Below are 15,162 nucleotides of genomic sequence, written 5' to 3' on the forward strand. Positions count from 1 at the left end.
AGCGGACCTACGGTCCGCCTGCCGCGTCAGCACAAAGCAAAGCTTTGTGCGAGAGCTGGGCGGGGGAGGGACTGCCGCCACTCTCCCGATCAAGCGCTTGCTCCCTCCCCCGCCCAGCGGGGGAGGGTCGGGGTGGGGGGACTACGCAGCCACTTACAAAGGCCGCCGTGCCTTCAATGCTGCGGTGAGCGTGCCATCGTCGAGATAGTCCAGTTCGCCACCTACCGGAACGCCGTGGGCGAGGCGGGAGACCGACACGTCGGAGTCGGTCAGGCGGTCGGTCACCACATGGGCGGTGGTCTGGCCGTCGACGGTGGCGTTCAGCGCCAGGATGATCTCGCGCACCGCCGGGTCCTTGGCGCGTTCGGCGAGGCCGGCGATGTTCAGGTCGTCAGGGCCGACACCCTGCAGGGCCGACAGTAGGCCGCCCAGCACATGGTAGGTGCCGCGGAAGGCGCGGGTGCGTTCCAGTGCCCACAGGTCGCCGGCATCCTCCACCACGCAGATGACCGAACGGTCGCGGGTGGGGTCGGAGCAGACGGTGCAGGGATCACGGCTGTCCAGGTTGCCGCAAATGGAGCAGGCGCGGATCGACTCGCCGGCCGCCGCCATCGCTTCCGACAGGGGAACCAGCAGGCTGTCCCGCCGCTTCATCAGATGCAGTGCCGCCCGCCGCGCCGACCGGGGACCGAGTCCCGGCAGCTTGGACAGCAACTGGATCAGGCGTTCGATTTCAGGTCCGATCATTCACTTGGCGGCCGACACATAACTCCCTCTCCCGCCCCGGGAGAGGGAAGGGGCCCATGGCGTCAGCCATGGGAAGGGTGAGGGGTGATGCGAGGATCAGGGGATCCATGTCCGGATCGCCCCTCACCCTCCCCGCCTTCGGCGGGTCCCCTCCCTCTCCCGGGGCGGGAGAGGGCAAGAAATCAGAACGGCAGCTTCATGCCGGGCGGGAGCTTCAGGCCGCCCATCATCTTCGAGGTTTCCTCGGCGACGTGCTGTTCGACCTTCTTCTTGGCGTCGTTGAAGGCGGCGACGATCAGGTCCTCCAGCACCTCGACGTCCTCGGGATCGACGACGGACTTGTCGAGCTTGACCTTCTTCATCTCGCTCTTGCCGTTGACGGTCACGACGACCATGCCGGCGGCGCTCTGGCCGGTCACTTCGACCTGCTCCAGGCTCGCCTGCATTTCCTGCATCTTGGCCTGCATCTGCTGGGCCTGCTTCATCATGTTGCCGATATTCTTCATCGGTCAGTACTCTCCTTCGTCGTCGAGGGGGTAATAGACCCCATCGTCCTGCTGCTGAACCATGAAATCGGGTGTCTCGCCGTCATCCGCAACCGCCGCACTCTCCGCCGCGGCAACTTCGGCGAGATCGCGGACGTCGATGATCTTTGCGCCGCTGAAAGCGTCGAGCACGGCGCGCACCACCGGGTTTGTTTCGGCCTCCGACCAGGCGCGGCGCTTCTCGGCCTTGTCCTGCTCCGCCAGCGTCGGCTGGGCCGGGCCTTCGGACAGGGCGACGATCCAGCGATGGCCGGTCCATTCGCTCAGGAACTGCCCGACCTTGGCCGGCAGGGTCGGCGGGGCGGCGGGACGGAGCTTCAGCTCCAGCCGGCCCGGCTCCATGCGGACCAGCTGAACCGTCTCCATCAGATAACCGTAGAGCGCGCCCTCGCGCCGGTCGGAGAACAGCTGCACCAGCGCACGGAAGTCGTGCGGCATCGGCGACAGCTCTTCGCCGGCCGGGGTGGCGGCGGGGGCGGCCTGCGCAACGGGAGCGCTCTGCGGCTGGGCCGAACCCATGGAACGGGCAACCGCGTGGGTGGTCTGGCTGGCGACCGCGACCGGTCCGCCGCCGCCGCCGGGGCCGCGGCCCATCGGTGCGCCGCCACTGCCGCCGTTGGCCTGTTGGGCCTGGAACTGGCGGATCAGCTCGCCCGGCGTCGGCAGGTCGGCGGCGTAGGACAGGCGGACGATCACCATCTCCAGCGCCTGCTGCGGCACCGGGGCGGCCTGCACCTCGTTCAGCCCCTTCAACAGAAGCTGCCACGCGCGGGTCAGTGCCGGCATGCCGAGCCTGGACGACAGGGCGGATCCGCGCGTGCGCTCCGCCTCCGGCAGGGACGGGTCGTTGGCGCTGTCGGGCACCACCTTCAGGCGGGTCAGATTGTGGACGAGATCGAGCAGGTCCTGCAGGATCACCACCGGATCGGCGCCGACGCGGTGCAGGTCGGCCAGGATGTCCATCGCCTCGGCGGGTTTGGCGGAGACGGCGGCCTCGAACAGGTCGATGACGCGGGTGCGGTCGGCCAGACCCAGCATGTCGCGCACCTGCTGCGCCGTGACGGTGCCGGCGGCCAGCGCGATGGCCTGATCGAGCAGCGACAGGCCGTCGCGCACCGACCCGTCGGCGGCTCGCGCGATCAGGGCGGCGGCGTCGCCCTCGATGTCGGCGCCCTCAAGGGCGGTGATGCGGGTGAAGTGCTCCTTCAACACCTGGGCGTCGACCCGGCGCAGGTCGAAGCGCTGGCAGCGTGACAGCACCGTGACCGGGACCTTGCGGATCTCGGTGGTGGCGAAGACGAACTTCACATGGCTCGGGGGTTCCTCAAGCGTCTTCAGGAGCGCGTTGAACGCGCTCTTCGACAGCATGTGGACCTCGTCGATGATGTAGAGCTTGTAGCGGGCCGAGACGGGCGAGTAGCGCACCCCGTCGATGATCTCGCGGATGTCGTCGACGCCGGTGTGGCTGGCGGCGTCCATCTCCATCACGTCGACGTGGCGGTCCTCCGCAATGGCGCGGCAGTTGTCGCAGACGCCGCAGGGGCTGACCGTCGGCCCGCCGGTGCCGTCCGGGCCGGTGCAGTTCAGCGCGCGGGCGATGATGCGGGCGGTGGTGGTCTTGCCGACGCCGCGCACGCCGGTCAGCATGAAGGCCTGGGCGATGCGGCCGGACTGGATGGCGTTGGTCAGGGTGCGGACCAGCGCGTCCTGCCCGATCAGCTCGTCGAAGGTCTTCGGCCGGTATTTGCGCGCGAGCACCCGGTAAGCCTGCCCGGTGGTGGGAGCGGCGGGAGCGGCGGTGATTTCGGCAGTGGTATCGGTCACGCGGCTGGCCTGTCGAAACGACGGGAGGGGAATTTCGGGCCGCAGGATAGCGTCCCGGCGCCGCGCTGTCGCCGTCTGTTTCGTGCTGGCAATTTTCGGATAGGGTGGGAGACTGGACGAACGACCCGAGCCGTAACTCGTTGCGGCTGCTTCCTTCCGGACCTGACCGGGTTGGCGAGGGACTCGTCCGACGCCAGCCTCCCGCCGCTGTTATGGAGATTCGTGCGGGCGGATGCAAGGGGAAACGGTTGGTGTGCGGGGGCGAGGGCGGACTATGGGCAATTATTTTTCGGACTATAATTTATGGTTCCGCCCATAATCGGCCCTAACGGGTCCTTTGCCCTCCGGGGGTGTCTGGAGGCAATGAAAAAGGGGGATGCCGTGGCACCCCCCTAAATCGAACCCATTGAACCGTGGAACCGCTTACTTCTTCAGCGCGGCCACACCCGGCAGCTCCTTGCCTTCCAGCCATTCCAGGAAGGCGCCACCGGCGGCGGACACGTAGGTGAACTTGTCCTCGGCACCGGCATGGGCCAGCGCCGCGACGGTGTCGCCGCCGCCGGCGACCGACAGCAGGCCGCCCGATTCGGTGCGGGCGGCGACCAGACCGGCCACCGCGTTGGTGCCGGCGTCGAAGGGCTGGATCTCGAAGGCGCCGAGCGGGCCGTTCCAGACGATGGTCTTGGCGCCCTGCAGCTTCACGCCCAGGAACTCGACGGTGGCCGGGCCGATGTCGAGAGCCATCTCATCCGCACCGATGGCGTCGAAGGCGACGACGCGGTTGGCGGCCCCGGCCTTGAACTCCTTGGCGACGACGAAGTCCTTCGGCAGCAGGATCTCGCAGTTGGCTTCCTTGGCGGTCGCCATGATGGCGCGGGCCTGGTCGGCCATGTCCTTCTCGCACAGCGAGGCGCCGACGTCCGTGCCCTGGGCGAACAGGAAGGTGTTGGCCATGCCGCCGCCCAGCACCAGCAGGTCCACCTTGCGGACCATGTTGCCGAGCAGCTCCAGCTTGGTCGAGATCTTCGCACCGCCGACGACGGCGGCGACCGGACGCTCCGGCTTCTCCAGCGCCAGCGTCAGGGCCTTCAGCTCGGCTTCCATCAGGCGGCCGGCGGCGCTGGGCAGCAGGCGGGCGACGCCCTCGGTCGAGGCATGGGCGCGGTGCGCGGCGGAGAAGGCGTCGTTGACGTAGAGGTCGCCCAGCTCGGCCATCTGCTTGGCAAAGGCCGGGTCGTTCTTTTCCTCTTCGGCGTGGAAGCGGGTGTTCTCCAGCAGCACGATGGCGCCGCCATGCACCTTGGCGATGGCCTCCTTGGCCTTCTCGCCGACGCAATCCTCGGCGAAGGCGACCTTCTGGCCGACGGCGGCGCTGAGCGCGTCCAGCACGTTGCGCAAGGAGTTCTTGGCGTCCGGGCCGTTCTTCGGGCGACCGAAATGCGACAGGACCACGACCTTGGCGCCCTTGGAGGACAGCTCCTTCAGGGTGGGGGCGAGGCGGTCGATGCGGGTGGTGTCGGACACCTTGCCGTCCTGCATCGGAACGTTCAGGTCGGCGCGGACCAGCACCGTCTTGCCGCTCACCTCAAGGTCGTCGATCGTGTTGAAATCGGTCATCGTCACACTTCCCCAATTATGGCCTCTCCCAACGGGACGGGCCGTTTCGATTTCGGGGAACCCAACCACAGCCCTGCACGCTTTGCAACGTCCCAAGGGTGGGGTGAAATGGGGCATAATGACCCTGCAACCGCATGCTCGATGCGTCGTTCCGGCTGCTCCTGAACGGACCGGGATGCAGGGGCTGGGGGTACCGCAACTGCAGGCTCCTGCAACATTTCCGTAACTTGACCCTGTCCATAGCCTGTGCAAACACCCAACTGTAGGCCAATGGGCCGCAAAACGGGGGTTGAAGCGCAGGCGATGGCTGAGGCCGAGATCAACCGCGAGACGGAACTGAAGCTGGCGGCGAAGCCGGAAGACTTCGACAGGCTGCGCGCCGCTTCCGCCATCGCAGACCGGGCCACCGGCCCGGCGGCGACACGGACCCTGGAAAGCACCTATTACGACACCGAGGACCGCCGGCTCGCCGCGCGCAAGGTGACGCTGCGGGTGCGCAAGACCGGCGACGGCTTCGTCCAGACGGTCAAGTCCGCACCGGACGAGGACGGGCTGGGGCGCGGCGAGTGGGAATGCGCGGTGACCTCCGCCGCACCCGACCTGACGCTGATCGCCGACGGCGCCGCGATCGAGCTGCTGGGGTCGCTCAGCGACAGGGAGCTGCGGCCGGTCTTCACCTCAATCGTCGAACGGACCACGCAGGACGTGACGCTGGGCGACGGTGGCGACGCGACCCTGATCGAGGTCGCCTTCGACCGAGGCCGGATCGAACTGCCCGACGGACAATCCCGCGACCTGTGCGAGGTGGAGCTGGAGCTGAAAAGCGGCACGCCCGCCGCGCTCTACGATCTGGCGCAGGAGCTGACCAAGTCCGCCCCGCTGCGGCTGGAGATGCGGACCAAGGCGGAACGCGGCCATGCGCTGGCCAACGGCGGCGCCGACAAGGCGCTGAAGGCAGAAAAGCTGGTGCTGGACCCGGAGACCACGGTCGAAGGGGCGGTCGCCCGCATCGTGCGTGCCTGCCTCGCCCATCTGGTGGCGAACGAGGCGGTGACGCTGGCCGGCGAGGACCCGGAGGGCGTGCACCAGATGCGCGTCGCGCTGCGCCGGCTGCGCTCGGCCACCGCGCTGTTCCGGCCCTTCATTCCGGCCGCGCAATATCTGTGGCTGGTCGGCGAGATCAAATGGCTGGCCGGCAGCCTGGGGCCGGCGCGCGACTGGGACGTGTTCGGCGAGGAGCTGCTGGCCCCCGTGCGCGACGCCTTCCACAAGGCCGACGGCCATGGCCGCTCGGCGGTGGAGGATCTCGACACGCTGGCGGCGGCGGCCGAGGCCAAGCGGCTGCGCGCCTATGAGGGCGTGCGCGAGGCGATCCGGTCGGAGCGCTACACCGCCTTCCTGCTGGGCGTCGGCAGCTGGGTGGAGAAGCGCGGCTGGCGCGACCAGCCGGTCAGCGAGGAATCGGTGCGGCTGTTCCAGCCGGTGATCGGGCTGGCCGACCATCTGCTGAACAAGCGCCACAAGAAGGCCAAGCGGGCCGGCCACGGCTTCGCCCATCTGCCGGTGGCCCAGCGCCACCAGCTGCGCATCGCCTTGAAGAAGCTGCGCTATGCCGTGGAGTTCTTCCGCAGCCTGTATGACGACAAGCCGGTGCGCCGTTACATCCATCAGCTTGCCGCCCTGCAGGACGCGCTGGGGCATCTGAACGACGTGGCGACGGCGACCCGGCTTCTGCACGAGCTGCATGACGACGGCAGCCGGTCGGCCCCCGGCGAGCCGCGCGCCGCCGGCATCGTCATCGGCTGGCATGCCCGCGGGGTGGCCGACACCGAGGCGGCGCTGGTCGCCCTGTGGCATGATTTCATCGACACCAAGCATTTCTGGTCGAAGCCGGACGCCGCGGTGTAGAGTCCACGGCCATGCTCACGATCCTCGTCGCCAACATCAAGGGCGGCTGCGGCAAGACGACCGTCGCCACCCATCTCGCCGCCGCGTCCGCCGCGGCGGGCCTGCCCACCGTGCTGGCCGACGTCGACCGTCAGCGCTCCTCGCTCGGCTGGCTGGAGCGCCGGCCGGAGAAGGCGCCGCTACTGGTCGGGCTCGATTGGGCCAAGGACTTCACCGACACGCCACGCGGGACCAAGCGGCTGGTCATCGACGCGCCCGCCGCGCTGAAAACCAAACAGATCGAGGATCTGGTGAAGATGGCCGACGTCGTCGTGCTGCCGGTGCTCCCCGGCGCCTTCGACGAGCAGGCGACCCAGCGCTTCCTCACCAAACTGGACGAGCTGAAGCGCATCGCGAAGAAGAAGACCATGGTGGCGGTCGTCGGCAACCGGATGCGCGCCCGCACCAAGGCCGCCGACCGGCTGGACCGCTTCCTGGGCGGCGTCGGCCATCAGGTGGTGACCCGGCTGCGCGACAGCCAGATCTATGCCGACGCGGCGGAAAGCGGGCTCAGCCTGTTCGACATGCCGGGCAAGCGCGCCGCCGAGCATCGCGGCGACTGGCAGCCGCTGCTGAGCTACATCGACGGGGTTTGATGGCCGGCCGGTGCGGGCGGGTGTCTCCTACACCCGCACCACCATGAACAGCCATTTGGTCGGGATCAGCGCGCTGCCGCTGGAATGCTCGGGATAGGCGGTTTCCAGCCGGCGGCGGTAGGCGGCGAGGAAGCGGTCGAGTTCGGGACCGGTCAGGCGGTCCATCACCGGGACCAGCGCCGACTGATGAAGCCATTGCAGAAGCGGGACGTCGCCGTCCAGCGCGTGGAAATACTCGGTCTCCCACAGATCGACGGCGGCGGCCTGGGGGCTGAGCCAGTCATAGTAGTCCTGCGGGCCATAGCTGCGGCTGCCGATTGACGGGGCGGCGGGCCAGGCGCCGTGCAGACGGTCGGACCAGGGGCCGTCGGCGGCGGTTTCCAGCAGCAGGCGGTGGGCGGTCTGGTCCTGCGGGCGGGGCAGGGCGACGGCGAGGACCCCGCCGGGGCCGAGCGCTTGCAGCAGGTCGGGGAACAGCCGCTCGTGCCCGCCGACATGCTGCAGCCCGCCGGCGGAGATGACGAGATCGGCCGGCCAGTGCGGACGCCAGACGGTCAGGTCGGCCTGCCGGTAGCGCACGCGCGACGGTGTGTCGGCGGCCCAGCGCAGCATCGCCGGGGAGTGGTCGACCGCCAGCACGTCGGCCAGCGGCCAGCGCGCCGCCAGCAGCCGGGACAGCTGTCCGGCACCGCAGCCGAGATCGACGATGGTGTTCGGAGCCAGGGAGAAGGGAAGCGCCGCCGTCAGGTCCATGACGGGACGGCGGCGCAGGACGTCAATCGTCGCGAAGGCGTTGGGGTCCCATGCCATGTTCAGAGCCATGTGGCACCCGCTTGTGTTGGGCGCCTGCCCCCCGGGTCTTTCACCCGGCCATCGCGTTACCGGTCGCCTGTGCGGACGGTCAGTGGGCGGAGCCCATGCGGTCGAAATAGCGGCCGATCGACGCGAAGATGAAGAGCACGCAGCCGAGGAAAACGATCAGACCGCCGGCCGCGAAGGCTTCGTCCGCCGCGCGCGAGGAGGCGAGCAGGCCGACGAAGGCCATGATGCCGGCGAGGATGGGGTTGATCCAGAAGGAGAAGGCTTTCACGTCCCGGAGTCCTTTCAGAACAAGGCGTTGTCAGGGTGGATGCGCCCGCCTCCCGCCCCGCCGGGCTGCCCGCGAACGCTTCGCTGTTGAAGGGATTCTGCGGGAGGGAGCCCGCGGAATCAATGCGACACAAACGACTTGTGCCCTGCAACAGCTACAGGGCCGGTGTCCTCGTTGCATTGCGGTATGTCAAGGGCGAAGGCCGTTCCTTCGGCGCCGCTCTCCACCAGCCTGAGATCGCCGCCATGGGCGCGCAGCACCTCGCGCGCGATGGCGAGGCCGAGGCCGATCCCACCGGCCCGCGCCGATCCGGCGAAGGGCTGGAACAGGTTTTCCCGTGCGCGTGGGGCGAGTCCAGGGCCGTTGTCGGCGATGGTCAGGGTCAGCGCGCCTGTGCGCCCGGCCTGGGCGGACAGGCGCACCCGGTCGGCGCCGGCCTGCACCGCGTTGCGGCCGAGATTGACCAGGGCGCGGCCGAGCTGGGCGGCATCGACCTGGGCCAGGGTGCCGGCGGGGATGTCGTTGATCCACTCCGCCTCCACCCGGCCGCCGTCGGGGCGGGCGGTGGCGAGAACCTCGGCCCCCGCCTCCTCGGCCAGCCGGTGCAGATCGGTGGGCGCGGGGGTGAGCGGCAGGACGCCGTCGCGGGTGAAGGACAGGGTCTGGCTGCACAGCTCCACCGCCCGGTCGAGCGAGGCGACCAGCCGTGGCGTCACCCGCCGCACTTCCGGATCGGCGCTCTCGGTCAGCCGCTCCGACAGGAGGGAGGCGGTGGAGAGGATGCCGCGCAGGTCGTGGTTGATCTTCGCAACCGCGGTGCCGAGCGTGGCGAGCCGTTCGCGCTGGCGCAGCGCCGCGCGCACCGTGCCCTGCATGGCGGCAAGCTCGCGCTCCGCCACGCCGATCTCGTCGCTGCGGCTGCCGGGCACCAGCGGCGGTGCACCGTCGGGATCGCGGCGGAAGGCGACGACCTCCGCGGTCAGCCGGCGCATCGGCCGCACCAGCAGGGCATGCAGCGTGAGATACACCAGGATCGCCGCGATCAGCGAGATGGCGACCGACACCGCCAGGATGCGGCGGGAGAAGTCCAGCATGGCGTCGATCAGCGGCCGTTCGTCCATCGTCACCTCGACGCGCTGGGCCGGGTCGTTGGGCGAGCGGTCGATCACCCGGATCACCCGGTCGTGCTGCGGCCCGAAGAGACCCTCCAGGGCGAGCCACAGGGCGTTGCCGGCATCGACGACCTGCATGGCCATGCCGGTGCCGCGCAGGTCGTACACCGCATCGACCCGCGGCGGCATCGGGCTGGACAGCATGTAGACGCGGGCGCCGGGCTGGATCAGGTCGATGACGTGGGTGCCGGTGTAGGCCAGCAGCTTCGCCTGAAGCTCCTTGGTCACCATCAGGTCGGGCGCGGCCTCCACCGACAAGGCCGCGATGTGGGCGGCGGCCAGCCGCTCCTCCAGGTAGCTCATGCGGAAGCGGGCGATGGAGGGGGCGTAGATCAGCACCTCCGCCAGCAGCACGAACAGGATGGTGAGCAGCAGCAGCTTGGCCGACAGGCTGGTCGCGACGGTGGGGCGGGGCATGCGGGGGACCAGCGGGGATGGGAGGAGGTGTTGCCGGAACGCCATCGTACGACGGTGACAAACGAGCGTCACCCCTGCGAAGACGCCGATGCGCTGGCGTTACCGCTTTGGCGTTGGTAAGACAGGCGCCATGAGCGACCTTGCCCGTCACATCGACACCCTGTCGCGCGCCAACGTGCTGTGCCTTGGCGACGTGATGCTCGACCGTTTCGTCTATGGTTCGGTGGACCGGGTGTCACCGGAGGCGCCGATCCCCGTCCTGCGCGTGGACCGCGAAGTGCCCAAGCTGGGCGGCGCCGGCAATGTCGCCGCCAATCTGGTGGCGCTGGAGGCGGACTGCCGCTTCGTCTCGGTGGTCGGGCGCGACGGCATCGGCACCGACCTCTTGGCCCTGCTGCGGCGCGAGGGTGTCAGCGACGGCGCCATCGTGGTGGAGGACGGGCGCCAGACCACCGTCAAGACCCGCTTCATCGCCGGCCAGCAGCAGCTTTTGCGCACCGACATCGAGACGGTGGTGCCGATCACCGTCGCCGACCGCGTGCTGGAGCGCGTGCGCGACCTGCTGCCCGAGGTGGGCGGCGTCATCCTGTCCGATTACGGCAAGGGCGTGCTGACCGACGAGCTGGTGGTGGCGGTGATCGCCGCCGCGCGGGACGCCGGGCGCACCGTCGTGGTGGACCCGAAGGGGCGCGACTACCGCCGCTATCGCGGCGCCGACATCGTCACGCCCAACCGCAAGGAGCTGATGGAGGCCACCGGCCTGCCGGCCCGCACGGACGAGGAGGTGATCGCCGCCGCGCGTCACCTGATCGCCACCTGCGGCATCGGCGCCGTCGTCGCCACCCGCAGCGAACAGGGCATGTCGGTGGTGACGGCTGAGGACGCGGTGCATCTGCCGGCCGAGGCGCGCGAGGTGTTCGACGTGTCGGGCGCCGGCGACACGGTGGTGGCGACGCTGACCGCCGCGCTGTCGGTGGGGATCGATCTGGTCGATTCGGCGCGGCTGGCCAATCTGGCGGCCGGCATCGTGGTGGGCAAGGTCGGCACGGCGGTGGTCCGTTCGGCCGAGCTGCTGTCGGGCCTGCACGAGCAGCAATGGCGCCATGGCGAGGAAAAGGTGCTGACCCGCGACGCCGCGGCGGAACGGGCGGAGCGCTGGCGGCTGCGCGGCAAGCGGGTGGGCTTCACCAACGGCTGCTTCGACCTGCTGCACCCCGGCCACATCTCGCTGCTGAAGCAGGCGCGGGCGGCCTGCGACGTGCTGGTGGTCGGGCTGAACAGCGACGCCTCGGTGAAGCGGCTGAAGGGCGACAGCCGGCCGGTGCAGAACGAGACGGCGCGCGCCACCGTGCTGGCATCGCTGGGCTGCGTCGATCTGGTGGTGATCTTCGGCGAGGACACGCCGGAAACGCTGATCCACGCTCTGCGCCCCGACGTGCTGGTGAAGGGAGCCGACTACACCATCGCCACGGTGGTGGGGGCGGATTTCGTCCAGAGCTATGGCGGGAAAGTGGTGCTGGCCGAGCTGGTCCAGGGCCAGAGCACGACCAACACCATCAAACGCATGAAGGGCTGAGACAATCGCACGTGCATCGGCGGCGAGCGTCGATTGTCGCTTGTAAGCTGCCGACACATGCCCCATCTATGGGTGGTCGACGTTGCTCTGGGCTTTGTTATTCTGATCCGTCACGCGGATCTGGGTCTCTTCCCTGAAGTGAAATTGATGCGCCTGCGCAAACTCGCGCGGCGCAACGCCAGGAAGGGAACTGACCCATGGCTATCGGAACCGTCAAGTTTTTCAACTCCACCAAGGGCTTCGGCTTCATTCAGCCGGAAGACGGCACGGCCGACGTGTTCGTCCACATCTCCGCCGTCGAGCGCGCCGGGATCAGCAATCTTGGTGAAGGCCAGAAGCTGTCCTTCGACGCGATCCGCGATCCGCGCCGCGGCAAGGTTGCAGCCGAGAACCTCCGCGCTCTCTGAGCGCAGCAGGTTCGAAGAGAAAGGGCGGCTCCGGCCGCCTTTTTTTGTACCCGCCTCCTCGGTTGACGATGCCCGGCCCGACCGGCCCCCTGATCTTCCCAAGGATGATCGTCCCGAGGGTACGGCAAAATTTACGAAATGGATGGACATGAACGGTTTTAAAGATGCAGGGCTTTCGGAGCGTCTGAGCGCGGCCGCCGGCGCGAAGAAGGCACTGCTGGACAAGTTCAAGGCGCAGCCCGGTGTGAACGATCCGGTTTTCATGGAGCGCGAAGAGGCCCGGCTGGCCGTCCGCGTCGCCCGTGAGGCCCGCGAGGCCGAACGCAATGCGGCGCGCGAAGCCCGCAAGGCCGCCGAACAGGAAGCGCTGCAGGCAGAACAGGCCGAGCGGGCCGCCCGCGAGGCGCTTGCTGCTCAGGAGATCGCCGAACAGGCCAAGCGCCAGGTGGCGACGGCAGCCGAGGCGAAAGCCGCCCGCGACGCCCGTTATGCGGCGCGCAAGGCCCGGAGCCGCTGACCCGCATCGCGGGATGCCGGAGTCGACGTGACGCGCCGCTCCGGCCGTCAAACCAAAACAGCCATGGAGCCTGATGCGGTCGATCCGAACCGCATCAGGCTCCATGGCTGTTTTGTTGGTGGCTGTTTTGCGGTCGGCCTTGGAAGGATGGATTTCCAAGGCCGAGCCGACTGCGGATTTACATCTTCTTCTGGACGTTGTCGGCGCCCCGTTCGATGGCGCGGCCACCGGCCTGCACGTCCTGGCCGGCGCCCTCCACGGTGTTGCAGGCGGCCAGCGTGGTGCCCAGCAGCGTGCCCAGGACGGCGAGCAGAGCGAACTTCTTGACGGTGGTCATGGTGGTCTCCGTTGCGGTGGCTGTGTGATGCCGATGGGAACGCGAGCGGAGCCGTAAAGGTTTCCCGATCCGATCGGGGAGGGGGCTTGCGCAAAGGTGGTGCCCTTCGCTTCGGCATGGGAATGGATTAACATTGGGGCTGTTGCCGAACGTCCCGTCCGGACCGGAGACCGCCATGCCGCTCGCCCGTCGCTTCACTCCGCTGACGACCGTCGGTGAATTCCTGGCAACGGAGTTCCGGGACGATGGCCGGTATGAACTCGTCGATGGTGAAATTGTCGGGCAGGCACATCCGAGCCCCGCACACAGCACCTTGCAGATCGCTTTGGGTGCCGCATTGCGCGATGCCCTGCGGGAGAAGGGCAAGCGTGACGGAAGCCGTTGCCGGACTTTGTCGGAAGCCGGCGTCCGTCCGCATTTCGACCCGACCCACAATTACCGCGTCGCCGACCTTGCCGTGACCTGCGAGCCGTTCGATCCGGAAATTCCCTACACCACCGCCCCGGTACTGCTGGTGGAAATTCTGTCGCCGACCGAGGAGAAGGCGCAGCGGGCCAAGCTGCACGCCTATGCCGCCATGCTGTCGGTGCGGGAGATCCTGTTCCTCGACTCCCGGACCATCCGGGCGGAACTGCACCGCCGCGATTCGGACAATCTCTGGCCCGCCGCACCCGAGGTGCTGGAGGAGGAGGGGCGGCTGGTGCTGGAGACCGCCGGCCTCGATATGCCGCTGGCGGAGTTGTACCGCGACCTCGGGTTCTGACCTCCGTCCATCAGGCAACCCTGCATCCAGAGACGAAGTGTCCCGTTGCCACGGGGCGTGAGCGCGGGCATAAATCGCCCCGCGGAATATCTCGCGGCCCTCCCCGCTGGATGGGACGGCTTTTGGCAACGAGCAAGAATGGCGAAAGGAAAGCCTCTCATGGCTGAAAGCACTTTTGACGTCGTTGTGATCGGCGGCGGTCCCGGCGGGTATGTCTGCGCGATCCGCGCGGCGCAGCTCGGCTTCAAGGTTGCCTGCGTGGAAAAGCGCGGGACGCTGGGCGGCACCTGCCTGAACGTCGGCTGCATCCCGTCCAAGGCTCTGCTGGCGGCGTCGGAGAAGTTCGAGGAAGCGGCCCACGGCCTTGCCAAGTTCGGCATCAAGGTCGGCAGCGTCGACCTGGACCTGCCCGGCATGCTGGCCCACAAGGACAAGGTCGTTAAGGACAACGTCACCGGCATCGAGTTCCTGTTCAAGAAGAACAAGATCGCCTGGCTGAAGGGCGCCGGCAAGATCACCGCCCCGAACACCGTCGAGGTCGAAGGCGTCGGCACCATCACCGCGTCGAAGGCGATCGTCATCGCCACCGGTTCGGACGTGACCCCGCTGCCGGGCATCGCCATCGACGAGAAGCGCGTGGTGTCCTCCACCGGCGCCCTGGCGCTGCCGGAGGTGCCGAAGCATCTGGTCGTCATCGGCGGCGGCGTGATCGGCCTGGAGCTGGGCTCCGTCTGGGGCCGCCTGGGCGCCAAGGTGACGGTGGTCGAGTATCTCGACCGCGTGCTGCCGACGATGGACAACGAGCTGTCGAAGCAGGCCCAGCGCATCTTCGCCAAGCAGGGCATGGACTTCAAGCTGAGCACCAAGGTGACCGGCGCGTCGGTGACCGAGACCGGCGTCACCCTGACGGTCGAGCCCGCCGCCGGCGGTGCCGCGCAGACCATCGAAGCCGACACCGTGCTGGTCGCCATCGGCCGCCGCCCCTACACCGAAGGCCTGGGCCTGGAGGCGGTGGGCGTCGAGCTGGAGCGCGGCCGCGTCAAGATCGACGGCCATTTCCAGACCAACGTGCCGGGCATCTACGCCATCGGCGACGTGGTCGAAGGCCCGATGCTGGCCCACAAGGCCGAGGAAGAGGGTGTGGCGCTGGCCGAGCAGCTGGCCGGCCAGAAGAGCCACGTCAACCACGACCTCGTCCCCGGCGTCGTCTACACCTGGCCGGAAGTCGCCGCCGTCGGCAAGACCGAGGAGCAGCTGAAGGCCGCGGGCGTCGCCTACAAGGCCGGCAAGTTCCCGTTCACCGCCAACGGCCGCGCCCGTGCCGGCGGCAACACCGACGGCTTCGTGAAGATCCTGTCGGATGCCTCCACCGATCAGGTGCTGGGCGTCCACATGATCGGCCCGAACGTGTCGGAGATGATCGGCGAGCTGGTCCTGGCCATGGAGTTCAGCGCGTCCGCCGAAGACGTCGCCCGCACCTGCCACGCCCACCCGACCCTGTCGGAAGCGGTCAAGGAAGCGGCGCTGGCGGTGGACGGTCGTCCGCTGCACATCTGATCGGGCTTTCCGCCCAGAATATTGGTGCCGAGCGCCCTCTCCCGCATGCG

The 15,162-nt window shown here is 68.6% G+C and carries 15 protein-coding genes and 1 other RNA gene; 7 read left to right on the forward strand and 9 right to left on the reverse strand.

Annotation, left to right across the window (positions count from 1 at the left end; translation table 11 throughout):
• Positions 1–153 precede the first annotated feature (153 nt).
• From recR to TSH20_RS17510, 5 genes are all read right to left on the reverse strand, one after another.
• The gene (gene recR, locus TSH20_RS17490) at positions 154–747 is read right to left on the reverse strand and encodes a recombination mediator RecR (protein WP_085090302.1); all 594 of its coding nucleotides are present in this window, start codon (positions 745–747) and stop codon (positions 154–156) included.
• A gap of 182 nt (positions 748–929) precedes the next feature.
• Positions 930–1,253 carry a YbaB/EbfC family nucleoid-associated protein gene (locus TSH20_RS17495; protein WP_085090301.1) on the reverse strand — a complete coding sequence of 108 codons (324 nt, stop codon included), beginning with the start codon at positions 1,251–1,253 and terminating at the stop codon, positions 930–932.
• A 3-nt stretch (positions 1,254–1,256) separates the two neighbouring features.
• The gene (locus tag TSH20_RS17500) at positions 1,257–3,116 is read right to left on the reverse strand and encodes a DNA polymerase III subunit gamma/tau (protein WP_109075912.1); all 1,860 of its coding nucleotides are present in this window, start codon (positions 3,114–3,116) and stop codon (positions 1,257–1,259) included.
• A 104-nt stretch (positions 3,117–3,220) separates the two neighbouring features.
• An RNA gene (ffs, locus tag TSH20_RS17505) (signal recognition particle sRNA small type) lies at positions 3,221–3,318 on the reverse strand.
• A gap of 221 nt (positions 3,319–3,539) precedes the next feature.
• On the reverse strand, positions 3,540–4,733 hold the full coding sequence (locus TSH20_RS17510; protein ID WP_109075913.1) for a phosphoglycerate kinase: 1,194 nt from the start codon (positions 4,731–4,733) through the stop codon (positions 3,540–3,542).
• A gap of 303 nt (positions 4,734–5,036) precedes the next feature.
• On the opposite strand from TSH20_RS17510, the gene TSH20_RS17515 reads away from it, so the two are divergent.
• Both TSH20_RS17515 and TSH20_RS17520 read left to right on the forward strand, forming a co-directional pair.
• Positions 5,037–6,641, forward strand: coding sequence for a CYTH and CHAD domain-containing protein (locus tag TSH20_RS17515; RefSeq protein WP_109075914.1), 1,605 nt, complete (start codon positions 5,037–5,039; stop codon positions 6,639–6,641).
• Positions 6,642–6,652: 11 nt separating this feature from the next.
• Complete coding sequence (locus tag TSH20_RS17520) at positions 6,653–7,276, forward strand: ParA family protein (RefSeq protein WP_109075915.1); 624 nt, start codon at positions 6,653–6,655, stop codon at positions 7,274–7,276.
• A 27-nt stretch (positions 7,277–7,303) separates the two neighbouring features.
• Here the strand turns inward: TSH20_RS17520 and TSH20_RS17525 are convergent, their stop codons facing one another.
• From TSH20_RS17525 to TSH20_RS17535, 3 genes are all read right to left on the reverse strand, one after another.
• Entirely contained in the window at positions 7,304–8,098 is a 795-nt protein-coding gene (locus TSH20_RS17525) for a methyltransferase domain-containing protein (RefSeq protein ID WP_247871619.1), read from the reverse strand.
• A gap of 79 nt (positions 8,099–8,177) precedes the next feature.
• Entirely contained in the window at positions 8,178–8,366 is a 189-nt protein-coding gene (locus tag TSH20_RS17530; RefSeq protein WP_085090296.1) for a hypothetical protein, read from the reverse strand.
• 119 nt (positions 8,367–8,485) lie between these two features.
• A complete protein-coding gene (locus TSH20_RS17535) occupies positions 8,486–9,955 on the reverse strand; it encodes a HAMP domain-containing sensor histidine kinase (RefSeq protein WP_109075916.1) in 1,470 nt (489 codons plus the stop codon).
• Between the two features lie 130 nt (positions 9,956–10,085).
• Between TSH20_RS17535 and rfaE1 the strand changes: the two genes are divergently transcribed.
• The 3 genes from rfaE1 to TSH20_RS17550 all read left to right on the forward strand — a co-directional run bounded on the left by rfaE1 (position 10,086) and on the right by TSH20_RS17550 (position 12,455).
• Positions 10,086–11,531, forward strand: coding sequence for a D-glycero-beta-D-manno-heptose-7-phosphate kinase (gene rfaE1, locus TSH20_RS17540; RefSeq protein WP_109075917.1), 1,446 nt, complete (start codon positions 10,086–10,088; stop codon positions 11,529–11,531).
• A 197-nt stretch (positions 11,532–11,728) separates the two neighbouring features.
• Entirely contained in the window at positions 11,729–11,938 is a 210-nt protein-coding gene (locus TSH20_RS17545) for a cold-shock protein (RefSeq protein ID WP_109052004.1), read from the forward strand.
• Between the two features lie 142 nt (positions 11,939–12,080).
• Entirely contained in the window at positions 12,081–12,455 is a 375-nt protein-coding gene (locus tag TSH20_RS17550) for a DUF6481 family protein (RefSeq protein WP_247871618.1), read from the forward strand.
• Between the two features lie 178 nt (positions 12,456–12,633).
• Here TSH20_RS17550 and TSH20_RS17555 read toward each other — a convergent pair whose 3' ends face one another.
• A complete protein-coding gene (locus tag TSH20_RS17555) occupies positions 12,634–12,792 on the reverse strand; it encodes an entericidin A/B family lipoprotein (protein ID WP_042443141.1) in 159 nt (52 codons plus the stop codon).
• Positions 12,793–12,967: 175 nt separating this feature from the next.
• Here TSH20_RS17555 and TSH20_RS17560 point away from each other — a divergent pair, with 175 nt between their 5' ends.
• Both TSH20_RS17560 and lpdA read left to right on the forward strand, forming a co-directional pair.
• On the forward strand, positions 12,968–13,555 hold the full coding sequence (locus TSH20_RS17560) for a Uma2 family endonuclease (RefSeq protein WP_109075918.1): 588 nt from the start codon (positions 12,968–12,970) through the stop codon (positions 13,553–13,555).
• Positions 13,556–13,714: 159 nt separating this feature from the next.
• Positions 13,715–15,112, forward strand: coding sequence for a dihydrolipoyl dehydrogenase (gene lpdA, locus TSH20_RS17565; protein ID WP_109075919.1), 1,398 nt, complete (start codon positions 13,715–13,717; stop codon positions 15,110–15,112).
• The last annotated feature ends 50 nt before the right edge of the window (positions 15,113–15,162 follow it).

The sequence above is a fragment of the Azospirillum sp. TSH20 genome, from assembly GCF_003115935.1.
In the GTDB taxonomy this organism is placed as follows: domain Bacteria; phylum Pseudomonadota; class Alphaproteobacteria; order Azospirillales; family Azospirillaceae; genus Azospirillum.

Excerpts from the sequence above, each read along its gene's own strand:
- TSH20_RS17520 (WP_109075915.1), top strand. The coding sequence starts at position 6,653 with ATGCTCACGATCCTCGTCGCCAACATCAAGGGCGGCTGCGGCAAGACG.
- rfaE1 (WP_109075917.1), top strand. The coding sequence starts at position 10,086 with ATGAGCGACCTTGCCCGTCACATCGACACCCTGTCGCGCGCCAACGTG.
- TSH20_RS17525 (WP_247871619.1), bottom strand. The coding sequence starts at position 8,098 with ATGGCTCTGAACATGGCATGGGACCCCAACGCCTTCGCGACGATTGAC.
- TSH20_RS17555 (WP_042443141.1), bottom strand. The coding sequence starts at position 12,792 with ATGACCACCGTCAAGAAGTTCGCTCTGCTCGCCGTCCTGGGCACGCTG.
- recR (WP_085090302.1), bottom strand. The coding sequence starts at position 747 with ATGATCGGACCTGAAATCGAACGCCTGATCCAGTTGCTGTCCAAGCTG.
- TSH20_RS17515 (WP_109075914.1), top strand. The coding sequence starts at position 5,037 with ATGGCTGAGGCCGAGATCAACCGCGAGACGGAACTGAAGCTGGCGGCG.
- TSH20_RS17510 (WP_109075913.1), bottom strand. The coding sequence starts at position 4,733 with ATGACCGATTTCAACACGATCGACGACCTTGAGGTGAGCGGCAAGACG.
- TSH20_RS17550 (WP_247871618.1), top strand. The coding sequence starts at position 12,081 with ATGGACATGAACGGTTTTAAAGATGCAGGGCTTTCGGAGCGTCTGAGC.
- TSH20_RS17545 (WP_109052004.1), top strand. The coding sequence starts at position 11,729 with ATGGCTATCGGAACCGTCAAGTTTTTCAACTCCACCAAGGGCTTCGGC.
- lpdA (WP_109075919.1), top strand. The coding sequence starts at position 13,715 with ATGGCTGAAAGCACTTTTGACGTCGTTGTGATCGGCGGCGGTCCCGGC.
- TSH20_RS17535 (WP_109075916.1), bottom strand. The coding sequence starts at position 9,955 with ATGCCCCGCCCCACCGTCGCGACCAGCCTGTCGGCCAAGCTGCTGCTG.
- TSH20_RS17495 (WP_085090301.1), bottom strand. The coding sequence starts at position 1,253 with ATGAAGAATATCGGCAACATGATGAAGCAGGCCCAGCAGATGCAGGCC.
- TSH20_RS17560 (WP_109075918.1), top strand. The coding sequence starts at position 12,968 with ATGCCGCTCGCCCGTCGCTTCACTCCGCTGACGACCGTCGGTGAATTC.